The organism is Brevibacterium yomogidense, from assembly GCF_016107685.1.
Classification (GTDB): domain Bacteria; phylum Actinomycetota; class Actinomycetes; order Actinomycetales; family Brevibacteriaceae; genus Brevibacterium; species Brevibacterium yomogidense.
Genome location: NZ_JABASY010000003.1, coordinates 359,572 through 376,398 on the forward strand (window position 1 = coordinate 359,572; position 16,827 = coordinate 376,398).

At 68.9% G+C, this 16,827-nt stretch carries 13 protein-coding genes; 11 read left to right on the forward strand and 2 right to left on the reverse strand.

Going from position 1 to position 16,827, the window contains the following annotated elements:
* Positions 1-58 precede the first annotated feature (58 nt).
* Positions 59-1,810: a class I adenylate-forming enzyme family protein gene (locus JFC09_RS10020; RefSeq protein WP_198393868.1), complete on the reverse strand. Its 1,752-nt coding sequence runs from the start codon at positions 1,808-1,810 to the stop codon at positions 59-61.
* A gap of 25 nt (positions 1,811-1,835) precedes the next feature.
* Complete coding sequence (locus JFC09_RS10025; protein ID WP_198393869.1) at positions 1,836-2,981, reverse strand: acyl-CoA dehydrogenase family protein; 1,146 nt, start codon at positions 2,979-2,981, stop codon at positions 1,836-1,838.
* 228 nt (positions 2,982-3,209) lie between these two features.
* On the opposite strand from JFC09_RS10025, the gene JFC09_RS10030 reads away from it, so the two are divergent.
* The 11 genes from JFC09_RS10030 to JFC09_RS10080 all read left to right on the forward strand — a co-directional run bounded on the left by JFC09_RS10030 (position 3,210) and on the right by JFC09_RS10080 (position 16,813).
* Positions 3,210-4,004, forward strand: coding sequence for a TIGR03084 family metal-binding protein (locus tag JFC09_RS10030; protein WP_332839729.1), 795 nt, complete (start codon positions 3,210-3,212; stop codon positions 4,002-4,004).
* Positions 3,994-5,952, forward strand: a complete 1,959-nt coding sequence (locus JFC09_RS10035) for an acyclic terpene utilization AtuA family protein (protein ID WP_198393870.1) — start codon at positions 3,994-3,996, stop codon at positions 5,950-5,952. The genes JFC09_RS10030 and JFC09_RS10035 overlap by 11 nt, the downstream gene beginning before the upstream one ends.
* Complete coding sequence (locus JFC09_RS10040; protein ID WP_198393871.1) at positions 5,949-7,133, forward strand: acyl-CoA dehydrogenase family protein; 1,185 nt, start codon at positions 5,949-5,951, stop codon at positions 7,131-7,133. Before JFC09_RS10035 ends, JFC09_RS10040 begins: the two co-directional genes overlap by 4 nt.
* On the forward strand, positions 7,130-8,725 hold the full coding sequence (locus JFC09_RS10045; protein ID WP_198393872.1) for an acyl-CoA carboxylase subunit beta: 1,596 nt from the start codon (positions 7,130-7,132) through the stop codon (positions 8,723-8,725). Before JFC09_RS10040 ends, JFC09_RS10045 begins: the two co-directional genes overlap by 4 nt.
* Before the next feature lie 5 nt (positions 8,726-8,730).
* Entirely contained in the window at positions 8,731-10,854 is a 2,124-nt protein-coding gene (locus JFC09_RS10050; protein ID WP_198393873.1) for an ATP-binding protein, read from the forward strand.
* Positions 10,851-11,723 carry an enoyl-CoA hydratase-related protein gene (locus tag JFC09_RS10055; RefSeq protein ID WP_198393874.1) on the forward strand — a complete coding sequence of 291 codons (873 nt, stop codon included), beginning with the start codon at positions 10,851-10,853 and terminating at the stop codon, positions 11,721-11,723. The genes JFC09_RS10050 and JFC09_RS10055 overlap by 4 nt, the downstream gene beginning before the upstream one ends.
* Before the next feature lie 101 nt (positions 11,724-11,824).
* On the forward strand, positions 11,825-12,430 hold the full coding sequence (locus tag JFC09_RS10060; protein WP_198393875.1) for a TetR/AcrR family transcriptional regulator: 606 nt from the start codon (positions 11,825-11,827) through the stop codon (positions 12,428-12,430).
* Positions 12,431-12,557: 127 nt separating this feature from the next.
* A complete protein-coding gene (dctP, locus tag JFC09_RS10065; protein ID WP_198393876.1) occupies positions 12,558-13,829 on the forward strand; it encodes a TRAP transporter substrate-binding protein DctP in 1,272 nt (423 codons plus the stop codon).
* Between the two features lie 354 nt (positions 13,830-14,183).
* Positions 14,184-15,320: a carboxylate-amine ligase gene (locus JFC09_RS10070; RefSeq protein WP_332839730.1), complete on the forward strand. Its 1,137-nt coding sequence runs from the start codon at positions 14,184-14,186 to the stop codon at positions 15,318-15,320.
* Between the two features lie 213 nt (positions 15,321-15,533).
* Positions 15,534-16,097: a TetR/AcrR family transcriptional regulator gene (locus JFC09_RS10075; RefSeq protein ID WP_198393877.1), complete on the forward strand. Its 564-nt coding sequence runs from the start codon at positions 15,534-15,536 to the stop codon at positions 16,095-16,097.
* 26 nt (positions 16,098-16,123) lie between these two features.
* Positions 16,124-16,813 (forward strand): hypothetical protein, encoded by a 690-nt coding sequence (locus JFC09_RS10080; RefSeq protein ID WP_198393878.1) that lies wholly within the window; start codon positions 16,124-16,126, stop codon positions 16,811-16,813.
* Positions 16,814-16,827 lie beyond the last annotated feature (14 nt).

Below are 16,827 nucleotides of genomic sequence, written 5' to 3' on the forward strand. Positions count from 1 at the left end.
TGTCCATCAGTGGTGTCACAGCGGTGTTTTCGATCAGCAGTGGTGTCGATCAGTGGTGTCAGAGCTGCCCGCGCAGCTGGGCCTTCCGGATCTTGCCCGTCGTGGTCTTCGGCATCGCGTCGACGAAGAGGACCCTCTTCGGAGTCTCGAAGCCGGCCAGGTGGGCGCGCGCGTGGGCGAGGATGTCCGCCTCGAGTTGTGCCTTCGCAGAGTCCGACCCGGCACCGGAAGCCCCGTCTTCAGGAGCCCCCTCACCGGCAGCTCCCTCACCAGCAGCCCCTTCATCCCCTTCTCCTGGGAGCCGGTCGGTCACGACGACTGCCGTGACCGCCTCGCCCCACCGATCGTCAGGGACGCCGATGACGGTGCACTCGAGGACCCCCGGCGCGGAGGCGACGACGCGCTCCACCTTCACCGACGACACGTTCTCCCCACCGGATTTGATGATGTCCTTGAGCCTGTCGACGAACCAGACGACACCCTCCTCGTCCTGGTGGCCCAGGTCGCCGCTGTGGAACCATCCGCCGGAGAACGCATCCACGTTCGCGTCGGGACGGTTCCAGTAGCCACTCATGACGTGCGGTCCCCGGTAGACGATCTCCCCGACCTCACCGTGGGGCAGCAGGTTGCCATCGGCACCCATGATCGCCGTTTCCACGGTGGGCAGCGGAGGCCCCCACGATTCCGGCTTCGTGTGCTGGTGGACCCTCCACTGGCGGACCGTCGCCGGCACCACCTCGGTCTGTCCTGATCCCATGAGGATCGCCGCGCGCGGCATCATCGCGGACAGGTCATCGAGCAGGTCCTGCGGCATGGGCGCCATCGCGTACGACGCGGTCGTGATGCTCGTGAGGTCTCGCTCGTGCGCCTTCTGCGCCTGCTGCAGCGCCCGCCACATCATCGGCAGCCCGACCATGGTCGTCGCCCTGTGCCGTTCGATCTGCTCGAGGACGCGTACCGGGTCGAATGGGGTGACGAGCACGATCGTGCCGCCGGCGAACAGCGTCGTGAGGCACAGCGCGTTGAGCGCCGTCACGTGGAACATCGGCAGCACGTTGAGCAGGACCGCGTGGTCCTCTCCCCACCGGTGCGGTGACAGGAGCGCATTCGACAGGCACGCGATGACAACGGCGCTGTGCCTGGTGAGGACGCCTTTCGGCTTCGACGTCGTGCCGGACGTGTAGAGACACTGCGCGGTGTCCGCGTCGTCGATGAGCACCTGCACCCGGCCGCCGGGCACACGCACCGGAGTCGCAGCGAGGCCCGCGAAGTCGACGACCTCGGTCGCGGCGAAATCCGTCGCCGAGGCCCCCTCCGGTCCCACTGCCGACTCCCCTCCCGATCCTGCCGGGCCCGGCGTGTATCCGTCCCTCACGATGACGGTCTCAAGGCGCACGCCCTGGATCGTCGTGGTGCGCCGCAGGAGCGGCAGGAACGCCGCGTCGGCGACGACGGCGTCGCTGCCGGAATCCTCGAGCAGCCACGCGAGGTCCTCCGGTGTGACGGCGAGGTTCACCGGCATGGCGACGAGACCGGCTTTCACGATGCCGAAGTAAGCGACGAGGAAATCCGCCGAATTGCCCATGAGGATCGTGATCGGGGCACCGCGTCGGTGCCCCTGGTCCAGCAGGGCCTGGGCGAACGCTTCCGAGTGCGCATCCAACGTCGCGTAGTCGACACGGTGCTCGCCGTCGATGACCGCGGCCCGCGCCGGGTGCAGCCGTGCGACCCGATGAAGCGCGTCGCCCAGGGTGTTGCGCGTCGCGAGGTTGAGCTCGAGCGCATCGACGTCGTCTGTGGGTGCTCTCATGCCAGTCCTTCCCTCTCGATGTCCTTCACACCCGGAACCCGTCCTGGCGTGCGAGCACCTGGAGCATCACCTCGTCAGCGCCTCCGCCGATCGACGTGAGACGGGTGTCGCGGAAGAACCGCGCCGTCCAGTTCTCCTCCATGTAGCCCATGCCGCCGTGCACCTGGACGGCGAAATCGGCGACCTTCCGCAGCAGCCTTCCCGCCGTGAGCTTGCCGACGGTGACGTCGCGGACGACGTCCTCGCCCGCGGCGATCTTCTCGACCACCTGACGGTTCAGCGCGCGCAGCAGCTCGACCTCCGCCGCCAGCTCCGTGAGCGTGAAGACGAGGTACTGACGGTCGGCCAGGGGCGAGCCGAACACCTCCCGCGTGTGCATGTACTCCCGTGTGCGCTCCAGCGCACGCGTGCACGCCCCGACGCTCCCGGCGCACGCAGAGAACCTCTCGACGACGAACTGCGACATCTGCTGCTGGAACCCGCGACCGATCTCCCCGATCGTGTTCGCGACCGGCACCCGGACGTTCTCCAGCCGCAGCTCCGCGGTGTCGGAGGACCGGTTGCCCAGCTTGTCGAGCTTCCGCACCACCTCGAACCCCGGGCTCGGGCGAGGCACGATGATCTGGCTCATCCCGCGGTGCCCGCCCTCGTCACTGGTGCGCACCAGCATGCAGTACCAGTCGGCCTGCGTGCCGTTCGTGATGAATGTCTTCTCACCGGAGATCACCCAGTCGTCCCCGTCGCGGACGGCCGAGGTGGCGAGCTTCGCGACGTCCGATCCCGTCCCGGGCTCCGTCACCGCGATCGCCGCGACCGCCTCCCCTGCCAGCGCGGGCACGAGGAACTGCTGCTTCTGCTCGTGGGTGCCCAGGTCGTGCAGCGACGGGGTCGCCATGTGGTTCTGCACAGCGATCGCCATGTTCACCCCGGCGATGCCCCCGCGGCTCAGCTCTTCGGAGGCGATGAGGGTGTAGGTGAGGTCCGCGCCCTGCCCGCCGTACTCCGGGTCGTAGTTGAGGCCCAGCAGACCCTGTTCCGCAAGCTTGGGGAACAGCTCGTGCGCGTCGAAGAAGCCCGCGTCCTCCCACTCCTGCGCGTGCGGGGCCATCTCCGTCTCCACGAACCGGCGCGCACTCGCCCGGAAGACGTCCTTGTCCTTCTGGTCGCTCATGGGGCTCCTCTCCCCGGGACACAGCTGCGCCCCGTCCGATGCCGTGATCCGAGCCACATCGCCCGGCTGCACTCTCGAAGCCTAGAGCGACGAAAGAACAAAAGCAATCACGCTTGATTCTTTTTCCTCGGTGTGGAAACCTGAAGTTCCTCGCCGCGGTCGGTGCGTCGCGAACACGACTCGTCCACCGGCTCGCCGCAGTCAGCTCACCGCAGTCAAGGAGGACATGTGGACGTCGCAACCGCGCTGGACCTGCTGGAACAGGAGACCGCTGGTCTCGATGCCGTCGTCGCAGCCACGGACGACGACGCGTGGGCCCTGCCCACCCCCTCCCCCGGATGGACCGTCGGCCACCAGATCGGACACCTGCACTGGACGGACTCCGTCGCTCTGCTCGCCGTGACGGACCCGGATGCCTTCGACCGTGCGGCGCAGGCCATGCGACCCGGCGCGGTGGACGACCTGGCGGCGGAACAGGCGAAGCGCCCTCGCGCGCAGCTCCTGGCGGACTGGCGACGCGACCGCGACGGGCTGCACCGCGCGCTCAGCGCCGCGGACCCGGCGGTCAAGCTGCCGTGGTTCGGTCCACCCATGCGCCCGATCACGATGACGACCGCACGCATCATGGAGACGTGGGCCCACGGACTGGACGTGTGCGACGGGCTGGGCGTCCGGAAGGAGCCCACCCCGGCGCTGGCCGCCGTCGCGCGGATCGGATACCGGACGCGTGCCTTCGCCTACACGATCAACGGGCGCGAGGTCCCGGAGACGGACGTCCACGTGCGACTCGACATGCCGGACGGATCCGTCCTGGAGTTCGGGGAGCCCGATTCGCCGCAGCGGATCACGGGCACCGCGGACGCGTTCTGCCGTGTCGTCACGCAGCGCCGCAACATCGCGGACGTCGCCCTCGACATCACGGGTGAGGACGCCGCCGCCTGGATGGACATCGCGCAGGCGTTCGCGGGCGGGCCGTCTGCCGGCCCCCGACCAGGAGAAAGGGTCCAGCCCCATGACCAGTGAGACCACGACCGCAGGCCGTCACCCGGAAGGCGGCACGCGCAGCGTCCGGATCGGCAACGCCTCCGGCTTCTACGGCGACCGGCTGTCCGCGATGCGCGAGATGCTCACGGGCGGGCCGCTCGACGTGCTCACCGGGGACTACCTGGCGGAGCTCACGATGCTCATCCTCGCCCGCCAGAAGGCGAAGGACCCGGACGCAGGATATGCGCGCACGTTCCTCAGCCAGCTGCGGGAGAACCTCGGTCTGGCCCTGGAGAAGGGCGTCCGCCTGGTCGCCAATGCGGGCGGCATGAATCCGGAGGGGCTCGCCCGCGCGATCGAGGCAGTCGCCGCGGAGCAGGGTCTCAGTGCCACGGTCGCGTGGGTCGACGGCGACGACCTCACGGAGGATGCGGATCGCCACGGGTGGGGCAGCCCGCTCGCGGCGAACGCCTACCTGGGCGGCTTCGGGATCGCACGAGCACTGGCGGAGGGTGCGGACGTCGTCGTGACGGGCCGCGTCACCGACGCCGCGGTCATCTCCGGCTCCGCCACCTGGTTCCACGGGTGGGGTCGGGACGACCTCGACGCGCTGGCGGGCGCGACCGTCGCGGGGCACATCATCGAGTGCGGGGCCCAGGCCACCGGTGGCAACTTCGCGTTCTTCACGGAGATCCCCCGCATGACCCGGCCCGGCTTCCCCCTTGCGGAGGTCGCCTCGGACGGCAGCTGCGTCATCACGAAGCACCCCGGCACGGACGGTGCCGTCACCCGCGAGACGGTGACCGCCCAGCTGCTCTACGAGATCCAGGGAGCCCGGTACGCCGGCCCCGACGTCACGACGCGGCTCGACACCATCACTCTCCGTGACGACGGCCCCGACCGGGTGCTCGTGTCCGGTGTCCGCGGTGAAGCGCCGCCACCGGATCTCAAGGTGTCGATCAACGACATCGGCGGGTACATCAACACCCTCACCTACCTGCTCACCGGCCTGGACATCGAAAAGAAGGCGGCGATCGCCCGCGAGCAGTTCGAGGACGCACTCACCGTCGACCCCGAATCCATCACCTGGAACCTCGTCCGGACCGACCACACGGATCCCGCCGTACAGGCCATGGGCGTGGCCCGTCTGGAGGTCGTCGCCCGGGACCCCGACCGCCGGAAGGTCGGACGGGCCTTCAGCAACGCCGCCGTCCAGACGGCGCTGTCCGCCTACCCGGGACTGCACACCGGCACGCCTCCCAGCGAGGGCCAGGTCTACGGGCGCTTCACCGCGGGGTACGTCCCCCAGGACGCGGTGCCCCACCAGGTCCACCTGCCCGACGGCCGTGTCCTCGACATCCCGCCACCCACCCGCACCCAGCCGCTCGCCCCCGTCGAGGGGGCAGAGCACGTCTCCCCCGCCTCGGCGGCGGAGACCGGTGGGTCACGGGCCGCAGCGGCGGAGACAAAGGGGGCGGACACCTCGGCGACCGCGACCGAGGCGGCCCAGACCACGGCGGCGAACACGGCCCGCGAGGACAGCGGGGCTGGGGCCGGGACGGTCCGGGTTCCGCTCGGCCGGGTGCTGGGCGCGCGCAGCGGCGACAAGGGCGGGAACGCGAACCTGGGCGTGTGGGCGCGCGACGACGCGGGCTGGGAGTGGCTGTCCACGTTCTTCACGGCGGATCGCCTGCGCGCGCTGCTGCCGGAACTCGCCGGCTGCGACATGACGGTCCTGCACCTGCCGGCGCTGCGGTCGATCAACGTGGTCGTCCACGGCCTGCTGGGCGAGGGCGTCGCCTCGAAGGCGCGCTTCGACCCGCAGGCGAAGGCGCTGGGCGAATGGCTGCGCAGCCGGTGGGCGGAGGTGCCGATCGCCCTCGTGCCCCCGGAGCACCTGCCCCCGGCCCACCTGCCCACAGAGCACCTGCCCCACGACGCCGCGAACACTCACTCGACCGACACCGACCAGGAGACACACTCATGACGGCCACCACCACGGACCACGCCTCGACGGTCTGGGAGAGCGACGAGCTCACCGCACTGCGGGAGACGACCACCCGGTTCGTGCGCACGGAGATCCTCCCCCACCAGGACGACTGGGAGCGGAAGGGGATGCTGCCGCGCTCCCTGCACCGCACCGCCGGCGACCTGGGACTCCTGGGTGCCTCCTTCCCCGAAGAGGTCGGCGGAGGCGGGGGCGGGCCCCTCGCCGCTGTGACGATGGCGGAGTCGATGTTCGAAGCGGGCGCCTCCGGCGGCACGCACGCCTCCCTCTTCACCTCCGGCATCGCGCTGCCCCACATCATCGCGGGCGGCGACCAGGACCAGATCGACCGCTGGGTGAAGCCCACGCTGGCTGGTGAGCTCATCGGGTCGCTCGGCATCACCGAACCCAGCGGCGGGTCCGACGTGGGCCGCCTGCGGACCCGCGCCGTCGTCGACCCGGACGATGACACTCACTACCGCGTCACCGGCGAGAAGACGTACATCACCTCCGGGGTGCGCGCGGACTTCGTCACGACCGCGGTGCGCACCGGCGGGCCCGGATCCGCAGGGATCTCCCTGCTCGTCGTGGAGAAGGGCACCCCCGGCTTCGAGGTGGCGAAGAAGCTGGAGAAGCTGGGCTGGCACGCGTCCGACACGGCCGAGCTGGTGTACGACGACGTGCGGGTGCCGCGCAGCAACCTCGTGGGTGTCGAAGGCGGCGGCTTCGCCCTCATCTCGCAGGCGTTCGTCTCCGAACGGCTGGGGCTGGCAGTCAACGCCTACTCCTCCGCGCAGCGGGCGCTCGACCTGGCGCTGCAGTGGTGCCGCGACCGCGAGACGTTCGGCAAGCCCCTCATCGCCCGCGACACCATCCAGCAGACCCTCACGACGATGGCGATGCGCATCGACGTCGCCCGCACCTACACCCGCCGCCTGGCGGAACGCTGCGCGAACGGCGAGACGGACGTCGTCGCCCACGCCTGCTTCGCGAAGAACACCGCGGTGGAGACCGCCAGCTGGGTCGTCGACCAGTCCCTCCAGCTGTTCGGGGGGCTGGGCTACATGCACGAAACGGAGATCTCCCGGCTCTACCGGGACGTCCGCATCATGGGGATCGGCGGCGGCACCGTCGAGATCCTCAACCGACTGGCCGCCAAGCACCTGGGGTACCTCTCATGACTGTTCTCACCAGCACACTCAGCACCACCGACGACGGCTTCACCGCTGCGCGCGCCGCGATGGACGCGAAGCTCGAGGAACTGGGGCGCGAATTCGACACCCTCCGACAGGGTGGGGGCGAGAAGGCCCTCGCCCGCCACCGCAAGCGCGGCAAGATGCCCCCGCGGGAACGCATCGAGAAGCTCGTCGACCGGGACACGCCGTTCCTCGAGCTGTGCCCCTTCGCCGGCTGGGGCACCCGCTTCCAGGTGGGGGCGAGCATCGTCGGCGGCATCGGCACGATCAGCGGTGTCGAGTGCATGATCGTCGCGAACGACCCCACCGTGCGTGGTGGGACCTCGAACCCGTGGACGATGCGCAAGACCCTCCGGCTCAAGGAGATCGCATACGAGAACCGGCTGCCTCTGGTGTCGCTCGTGGAGTCCGGCGGTGCCGACCTGCCCACCCAGAAGGAGGTGTTCATCCCGGGTGGTGCGAACTTCCGGGGGCTCGCCGAATTCTCGAAGGCGGGCATCCCGACGGTCGCCGTCGTGTTCGGCAACGCCACCGCGGGCGGTGCGTACGGACCGGGCATGAGCGACCACATCGTGATGATCGACCAGCGGTCCAAGGTGTTCCTCGGCGGTCCCCCGCTCGTCAAGGCCGCCACGGGTGAGATCTCCGACGACGAATCGCTGGGCGGTGCACAGATGCACGCCCGCGTGAGCGGTTTGGCGGATCATTTCGCCCAGGACGAGGACGACGCGATCCGGCTCTGCCGCGACGTCGTCGCCCGCCTCAACGTGGCGAAGGCAGGACCGCGGCCGGACGGCGTCGTCGAACCCCGCTACGCGGAGGAGGAGCTCCTGGGCATCGTCCCGGAAGACCTCAAGGTCCCCTTCGATCCGCGGGAGATCATCGCCCGCGTCGTCGACGACTCCGACTTCGACGAGTTCAAACCGCTGTACGGCTCCTCGCTGGTGACCGGCTGGGCGCGCATCCACGGCTATCCCGTGGGGATCCTCGCGAACGCGCAGGGAGTCCTCTTCAGCGAGGAGGCGCAGAAGGCCACGCAGTTCATCCAGATCGCGAACCGCCAGAACACGCCGCTGCTCTTCGTCCACAACACGACCGGCTACATGGTGGGTGCCGAGTACGAGCAGGGCGGCATCATCAAGCACGGCTCGATGATGATCCACGCGGTGTCGTCGTCGACGGTCCCCCACCTGTCGCTGCTGGTGGGGGCGTCCTACGGCGCCGGCCACTACGGGATGTGCGGGCGCGCGTTCAACCCGCGCTTCCTCTACGCGTGGCCGTCCGCGAAGTCCGCCGTCATGGGGGCGGAGCAGTTGGCCGACGTCGTCACGAGCGTCGCGAAGGCGTCCGCAGCAGACCGGGGCATCCCGTTCGACGACGAGGCGAACGACGCCCGCAGGCTCGCGATCGAGGAGCAGATCGACGCGGAGTCCATGCCGCTGTTCCTGTCCGGGCAGATCTACGACGACGGGGTCATCGACCCGCGCGACACCCGCACGGTGCTGGGCCTCTCCCTGTCCGCGATCGCGACGACCGCGATCGAATCGGACAGGTCCTACGGAATCTTCAGGATGTGACACAGATGGTTGCGACAGACACGACCAGCAACACCGGCCGGCGCACACCCGCCGCGCCTCGACCGATCCGCTCCGTCCTCATCGCGAACCGCGGTGAGATCGCCCGGCGCATCATCGCGACCTGCCGTGCGCAGGGCATCGCGACCGTCGCGGTGTGCTCCGATGCCGATGCCCGGGCACCGCACGTGCGGGAGGCCGATTCCGTTGTCCGACTGCCCGGCGACACCCCCACGGAGACGTATCTGCGGGCGGACCTCGTCATCGCCGCCGCCCGGCGGTCGGGGGCCGATGCCGTGCACCCCGGCTACGGGTTCCTGTCGGAGAACGCGGAGTTCGCCCGCGCCGTCCAGGACGCGGGGCTCACCTGGATCGGCCCGTCCCCGGAGTCGATCGAGGTCATGGGGTCGAAGGCTCGGTCGAAGGAGCTCATGCACGACGCCGAGGTCCCGGTCCTGGAAGCGCTGCGGCCCGAGGACGTGACTGCCGACCACCTGCCGGTGCTCGTCAAGGCGTCCGCGGGTGGCGGCGGCAGAGGCATGCGGGTCGTCGAGGATCTCGACCTGCTGGAGGAGACCATCGAATCCGCCGCCCGTGAGGCCGCTTCCGCGTTCGGCGACCCGACGATCCTCTGTGAGCGCTACCTGCCGCGCGGTCACCACGTGGAAGTCCAGGTGTTCGGCGATCATCACGGCACGGTGTGGGCGATCGGCGAGCGCGAATGCTCCCTGCAGCGCCGCCACCAGAAGGTCGTCGAAGAGGCACCCTCGCCGCTGGTCGAGCGGGTGGGCGGGGACATGCGCGAACGGCTCTTCACCGCGGCCCGCAACGCCGCGGCCGCGGTCGACTACGTGGGCGCGGGCACCGTCGAGTTCCTCGCGGACGAGAACGGCGAGTTCTACTTCCTCGAGATGAACACGCGCCTGCAGGTCGAGCATCCGGTGACGGAGTGCACGACGGGGCTGGACCTCGTCGACCTGCAGCTGCGAGTGGCGTCCGGTGAACCCCTTCCGGAGGCGCCACCAGCCTCCCACGGGCACGCGATCGAGGTCCGTCTCTACGCGGAGGACCCGGATGCGGGCTGGCAGCCGCAGAGCGGACCCGTCCACACCTTCGACGTGCCCCGCGTCCGTGCCCGCTTCGAGCCGCTCACCGCACCGGGGATCCGGGTGGATGCCGGGGTCGAGGCCGGATCCGTCATCGGCACGGACTACGACCCGATGATCGCGAAGGTCATCGGAGTGGCACCGGACCGTCGGCGCGCATCCGCGCTGCTGGCCGCAGCACTGGCGGACACGCGTTTCGACGGGCCCACGACGAACCGGGATCTGCTGGTGCGGACCCTGCGGGACGAGGAGTTCCTCACGGGGGTGACGGACACACAGTACTTCGGTGACCACCCGGAGGTGTTCGCTCCCCTGGCCGACGACAGCGCGGTCGCGCTGAGTGCCCTTGCCGCTGCACTCGCCCAGGCGGAGGCCGTGCTGGACGGTGCAGGTGAGCACCGGGAGCCGGGGCGGCAGGCGCTGCACGACGCGACGCTGGCTGCGAATCCCCGACCGCGCATCCGCGGGTGGCGGCTGTTCCAGGACCAGTGGCGCATCCGCGAGTTCACGCACGGCGAGCAGACGATCACCGCGTCGTACCGGTGGGAGCGCACCGGCTACACCGTGGACCCCACGTGCCTGCCGGTCGGGATCGAGACGGTCAGCGTGGGCGATGCGGGGCCGGATGTGGTGGTTCTCGAGGTCGACGGGGTCGCCCAGCGGTTCACGGTGACGCGGGGCGGGGAGGACGTGTTCGTCGGTTCGCCCCGGGGCCATGTCGCTCTGCGGGAGGAGCCGCGGTTCGTCGAGCCCGGCGCGGCGAAGGCACCCGGCAGTCTGCTGTCCCCCATGCCCGGCACGGTGCTGCGGGTGGCCGCGACCGTCGGGGCAGAGGTCGCGGAGGGCGATCCGCTGGTGTGGATCGAGGCGATGAAGATGGAGCACACCATCCGCGCCGACCGCGACGGGGTCGTCACGGAATGCCCTGTCACGGCCGGTGAGCGGATCGATGCGGGCGTGACACTCGTCGTCATCGAAGCAAACGGTGACGGGGAGACCGACGAGGCGCAGGAGGCCGTGGCATGACGGACAATCCGGTCCTCACAGACCTCGACGAGCGGGGGCGCCTCACCCTCACCCTCGACTCCCCGTCCAACCGCAACGCGCTGTCGCCCGAACTGATCGGCGGTCTGCGCGACGGGTTGGCCCGCGCGGACCAGGATTCGGACGTCCGCGTCGTCGTCCTCACCCACACCGGCACGACGTTCTGCGCGGGCGCCGACCTCAAGCGCAAAGGTGCGAAGGCACCGGCGGGTGGCGGAGATGCCTCCACATCCGAGGGAACCTCGGGAACGGGGACCTCGGGAACTCCGTCCGGTGGGGGCTCGAACACCACCTCCGGTGGGGCGGCGAAAGCCGGCTCCGGTGGGGACGCGATGGTGGGCCTGCTACGGGCGATCCTCACGTGCCGAGTGCCCGTCATCTGTGCGGTCGACGGGCACGTGCGGGCCGGTGGCATGGGGCTGGTGGCGGCGTGTGACTTCGTCGTCGCCTCGACCTCGGCGTCATTCGGGCTCAGTGAGGTGCGGATCGGGGTGGTGGCCGCCATCGTGTCGTCCGTGGTGTGCGAGCGCATCGGCACGCGCACCGCGGCGGACTGGATGCTCACCGGACGGACCGTGAGCGCTGAGGACGCCGGGGCGGCGGGCTTCGTCACGGTCGTCTCCGATCCGACAGCAACAGTGGTCGACGACCTGTGTGACCAGCTGTCCCGTGGTGGACCGGACGCGCTCGCAGGGACGAAGACGATCACGTCCGCGCCCCTGCTGCGACGGTTGGACGCGGAGGCGGAGGCGATGAGTGCGCTGTCTGCACGGCACTTCGCCTCTGCCGAGGCGGCAGCGGGCATCCGTGCTTTCGCAGCGAAGGAGCCACCACCATGGCATCCGCAGTGAGAGGCGCGGGGCGCGGCACGGGTGCGGAAGACCTCGGCGTGAGTGCTGAGGACCTTGGGCCACAAGGCCCTGGCCCGGAGGCCGAGGCTTACGATGGTCGGATGACCACATCCAGGCGGGAGCCCAAGCAGGATCGATCGCGCGAGACCCGCCGCAAGATCCTCGAATCGGCCGTCCACTGCCTCGCGACGTACGGCTGGCAGGGTGCGACGATGGCCGTCGTCGCCGACCACGTCGACATCAGCCGTGGCGCGCTGCAGCACCATTTCCCCACGCGTGAAGACCTCATGCTCGCGGCCATCGACCACGTGGCCGAGCAGCGGGACAAGGACCGCCTCCAGTACGACAGCACGACCCCGGAGGGCAACGACCGGATCGACTACGTCGTCGACATGCTCATCAACTACTACTCGACCGACGCGTTCAAGGCAGCACTGCAAGTGTGGGTCGCCGCCGCAACCGACCCTGCGCTCCGGGAGCGGGTCATCCCCCTGGAGACCCGTTTTGCCCGCGCAGCGTACCGGCATGCGGTCGAATTCCTCCGGGCGGACGTGTCCGACGAGAGGACGCACCGCCTCATCCAGTCGACGATGGACCTGGCCCGTGGACTGGGGCTCGCGGACGTCATCACGGACGATTCCGCGCGCCGCAACAAGATCGCGCAGTTCTGGAAGAGCGAACTGGCGACGATCAAGACGCTCGACTAGGCGGACGAGGACCGGCTGAGCTCGAAAGCCACCTCCCTCCCGCACGTCGACCCAAGCTTCCCCACCGTGGGGCGGCATCGAGATACAGCGGACAACGATGTCCGCGCACCACCTCGAAAGGATCACAATGAAGAGATTCCTGACCGCGGGAGCAACGGCTCTCACCCTGTCGCTCGTCACCGGATGCGCCGGCGGAGTGCTCCCTTCAGGCGGAGACGACGGAGCCAGCGGCGGTGGGGACGGCCTACCCTACGGCGCGTCGAAAGAGGAGTTCCAAGAAGCGCTCAGCGACATGGACCCCGTGACGCTCACGTTCCAGGCGAGCAACTCCCCCACGACCCCCACCGCCGACAAGGAACGGGCGTGGGCGGAGGCCATCGAGGAGTGGTCGGACGGGAAGATCACGATGGATGTCGTCCACGGCCAGCCCATCGCTTCCTACGGGGAGGTCACCACAGCCGTCGCGGATGGTCGTATCGACATCGGCCTCGAGATCCCGATCTATGAACCAGCCGAATACCCCGCGATCAACGATCTGGTGAGGCTCTCCTCGACAGGTGGATCCGGCGCGACTCTGCCGGAGATGGTGAACGTGGCAGCCAATCAGGACGTCGCGTGGAACACTCCCGAAATAATCGAGGATTACGAGAGCAAGGGTGTTTCGGTCCTCGTCCCGGTCGAGTTCGAGTACGCGAACACCCTCATGTGCAGCAGTCCCGTCCGCACGATGCCGGAGCTGAAGGGCAAATCGATCCGAGCCGGTTCTTCGTCGGACGTGACCATCACGGAGTCCCTCGGCGCGACCCCGGTGTCGATGGATTACACGGAGGTCTACGAGGGACTGCAGCGCAGTGTCGTCGACTGCGTGATGGGCGGCCTCAAGATCGGCACCCAGTTCGGATACTTCGAAGTCGCACCCGAAGTGACCAACCCGCAGTCCGGAGCATTCGGGCGCAACCCGACGTCCGTCATCGCCGGAGGCACATGGGACACGCTCCCGCTGGCGGCCCAGCAGCTCATCTTCGACCGGCTCGACATCTACCTGCACGGCCACTACACGACCAGCACGGACTTCAATGTGAATGCTGTGGACGCGATCAACGAGCAGGGTGGTGGCTTCCACACGCTCGACGACGCATCGCAGTCGGCCCTGGAGGAGGCGAAGGGTGAGCTGCGGGATGAGGTCGCAGAATCCAGCGCACTGGACGGGGCTGAACTCACGACGGACCTGGACGCCGCGTTGGAGAAGTGGCGCTCGGTGGCACTGGACCTCGGCATGGAGGAGTTCGACGACTGGGCTGAAGTCCACAGCTACATCGAGGAGAACGGCGACATCGATCCGCAGGAGTTCGTCGACGAAGTGTCGTCGCAGCTGTACAGCCAACACCGACCCGAGTGAGGGGACATGCGTGAGTGAGGTGGCTCCGAGCTGAGTGAGTCGACTCTGACGTGAGCCGGTCGGCACCGACCCGAGCGGACCGATACCGACCTGAGTGAGTCGAGTCTTCACAGGAGACGAGGACTCTGCGGCGTGGACGATGGCATTCCATCGTGCACGCCGCAGTCGTCGTTGCAGTCGTCGTTGCAACCGTCGCCGCAGCTGTCGTTGCAGCCCCCCTGCTATCTGCACGACGCGCGGACCTGATGCGCGACCACCACGGCAACCCAGCCGCAGTTTCAACAAGATACGTTGCCTAGCTTGGTAGCTTTTCGCATAAGATCGAGTCACTGGTCGTATTCATCGTGCGCCTGAGTGGCGCGGCAGGAGGGCACGCCCCATGATCCACCGCGACACATCGGCCGTGAGGTGAGCGCGTTCGGCATCGAGGAGGAGTTCTTCCTCTACGACCGCCGCACCGGCCTGCCCGCAGCACCGTCGCACGACCACGTCTCAGCATTCACTGAGATCACCGCTGGTGGTGGTTGCACGTCGACGGAATGGCTGGCCTGCCAGATCGAGACGTCCACGCCGGTCCTCCACGACGGCACTGCGGCGCTGGAGTCGCTGCGAAGCTTCCGCAGCGCTCTCACCGCAACCGCCGACGGGTTCGACATGGACGCCGTCGGCATCGGCACTGCACCTCGCATTCCACGCGAGCGAGCCACGGTGACTGCGAACGAGCGCTATGACCGCTTCGTCGCGCTGGCCCCCGGCTTCGCGGCGGATCAGTACATCAACGGCATGCACGTCCACGTGAGCATCCCCGACCGTGACACCGGAGTGCGTGCCCTCAACGGCCTGCGCCCCTGGCTGCCCGTCCTGACAGCCCTGGGAGCGAACTCGCCACTGTGGCGCGGACAGGACAGCGGCTTCGCCAGCTGGCGAGCCATCCACTACAGCCGATGGATGGCCAGCGGGCCACCCCCGCACTTCGAGGACGCACGCGACTATGAGGCCCGGGTTTCCGCGCTCCTCGAATCCGATGTCGTCTTCGACCGCGGCTGCCTCAACTGGCTGGCCCGTCTGCCCGAGCATCTACCCACACTCGAGGTTCGCGCCAGCGACGTGCAGCTCCAGGCGGACGACACCGTCACCCTGGCGCTGCTCACTCGCGCTCTCGTCGAGGCGGCGATGGACGCGCCTCCGGTGACGCACCCGATTCCCGCGGAACGACTCGACATCGCCCAGTGGCAGGCGGCGCGGTACGGGCTGGACGGCCGGCTCTTCGACCCGGCTCGCTGCGCATCACTCCCGGCAGCGGACGTCGTCTGGAGCCTCTTCACTTACGTGCGGCCCTACTTCGCAGATGCCGACGAGGAGTCGCTCGTGCGAGCCGGCCTGGATCGCTTCCTCTCCCACGGAACGGGCGCTGCCCGACAACGCGCCGCGTTCAGCTCCGAAGGCATCGACGGCGCCCTCCGCTCTGCGGCTGCCGCGTTGACCTCCTGACACGGTGGCCTGACCGGCAGGCGGAGGCCTCCGACTGTCTTGTCTAGTCAGTCGTCTCAGCCCACCCCTGCACGCGGCTCACGCGCACTCTCGCAGCGAAGATGAAAGCTCGCCCCCTTGCACTTTCGAGGCTAACGGGATTAGCCTTTGCGCTATGGGCATGAACAAACGGGTGCAGTGCAAAGCGATCACTCGTGCGAGGACTCAATTCTGATGGCTCGCGCAGGTCTCACCCGCGACGCAGTCGTCGACATCGGCCTGTCGATCGTCGATTCCTCCGGGCCGGAAGCTCTCACTCTCACAGCCGTGGCCGACCGCGCCGGCGTCGCGCCCCCGTCGCTCTACAAGCACGTGGCAGGTCTGCCCGTCCTGCGATCACTCCTGGCGGTCCGGGTCCTTGACGAGATCACTGCAGCTCTCACAGCGGCCACCATCGGGCGCAGCGGAGCTGACGCGGTCGCATCCCTCATGCACGCCTACCGCGACTATGCGGCGGGACACCCCCACCGCTACGCGTCCGTTCCCGCCGACCCGCTGCACGATCCCGCTCTCCGCGAGGTGGCCGGCCAGCAGCTCACCGTTGTCCGGACAGTCCTGGATGCCTGCGGAGTAGCCGATTCCGACGCAGTCCACACCATCCGTGCACTGCGCGCCACCGTGCACGGCTTCGCTCACATCGAGGCCGCGGGCGGGTTCGGTCTCGAGGAGGACGTGGACATCAGCTTCCGCCGCATGGTCGATGTATTCGTGAGGGCGATCCCCGGCCTCACCACCTGATCCACCCCACACGCCGAGGAGCAGTGATGGCCACATCCACTTCCACCCGCCGCACTACCGCAGTCCTGCTCATCACCGCTGGACTCCTCTTCGCGGCATTTCCCCTGTTGCGCCCGTGGGCGGACAAGGGTGGCACCTTCCCAGGTCTACTCGACGCGATGGCGTCGCCCCTGTGGGTCGCGGCGCACCTGGGAGGGGCATTCGCATTCGTCGCTCTCCTCCTTGCCGGTCACGGGATCAGGGCACTCCACCCGGACACCCGGGGTTCGCGGGCCGCGAGATTGGGCGTCGCCGCGCTGACGGTGGGGACCGGAGCGACGCTGCTGTTCTACGGCGCGGAGACCTTCGCGCTCCATGCCATCGCAACGTCCCCGCCGCTACAGGCAGATACGCTCATCTCCGCCGTCCGTGAAGGACCGGTACAGCTCACTGTGTTCGGCCTCGGGCTGCTGCTGGTCGCGGCAGGAGGGGTGCTCCTGGCGGTCGCAGTGTGGCGCGGCGGGCGTCTGCCTCGGTGGAGCGCTGTCCCACTCGCCGTCGCGGTGGGGCTCTGCTTGCCGCAGTTCTTCGCGCCGCCTGAAGTCCGCATCGCGCACGGAATCCTCACCGCAGTCGCCGCGATCTGGCTTGCGAGCATCCTCCTCCGCCGGGTCCCCGCGTCGCCCCCGCCGCCACCTACACAAAACTTCGCCAGCTACAGGGATATAACACTGTAGGTGGCGAGCGCGGT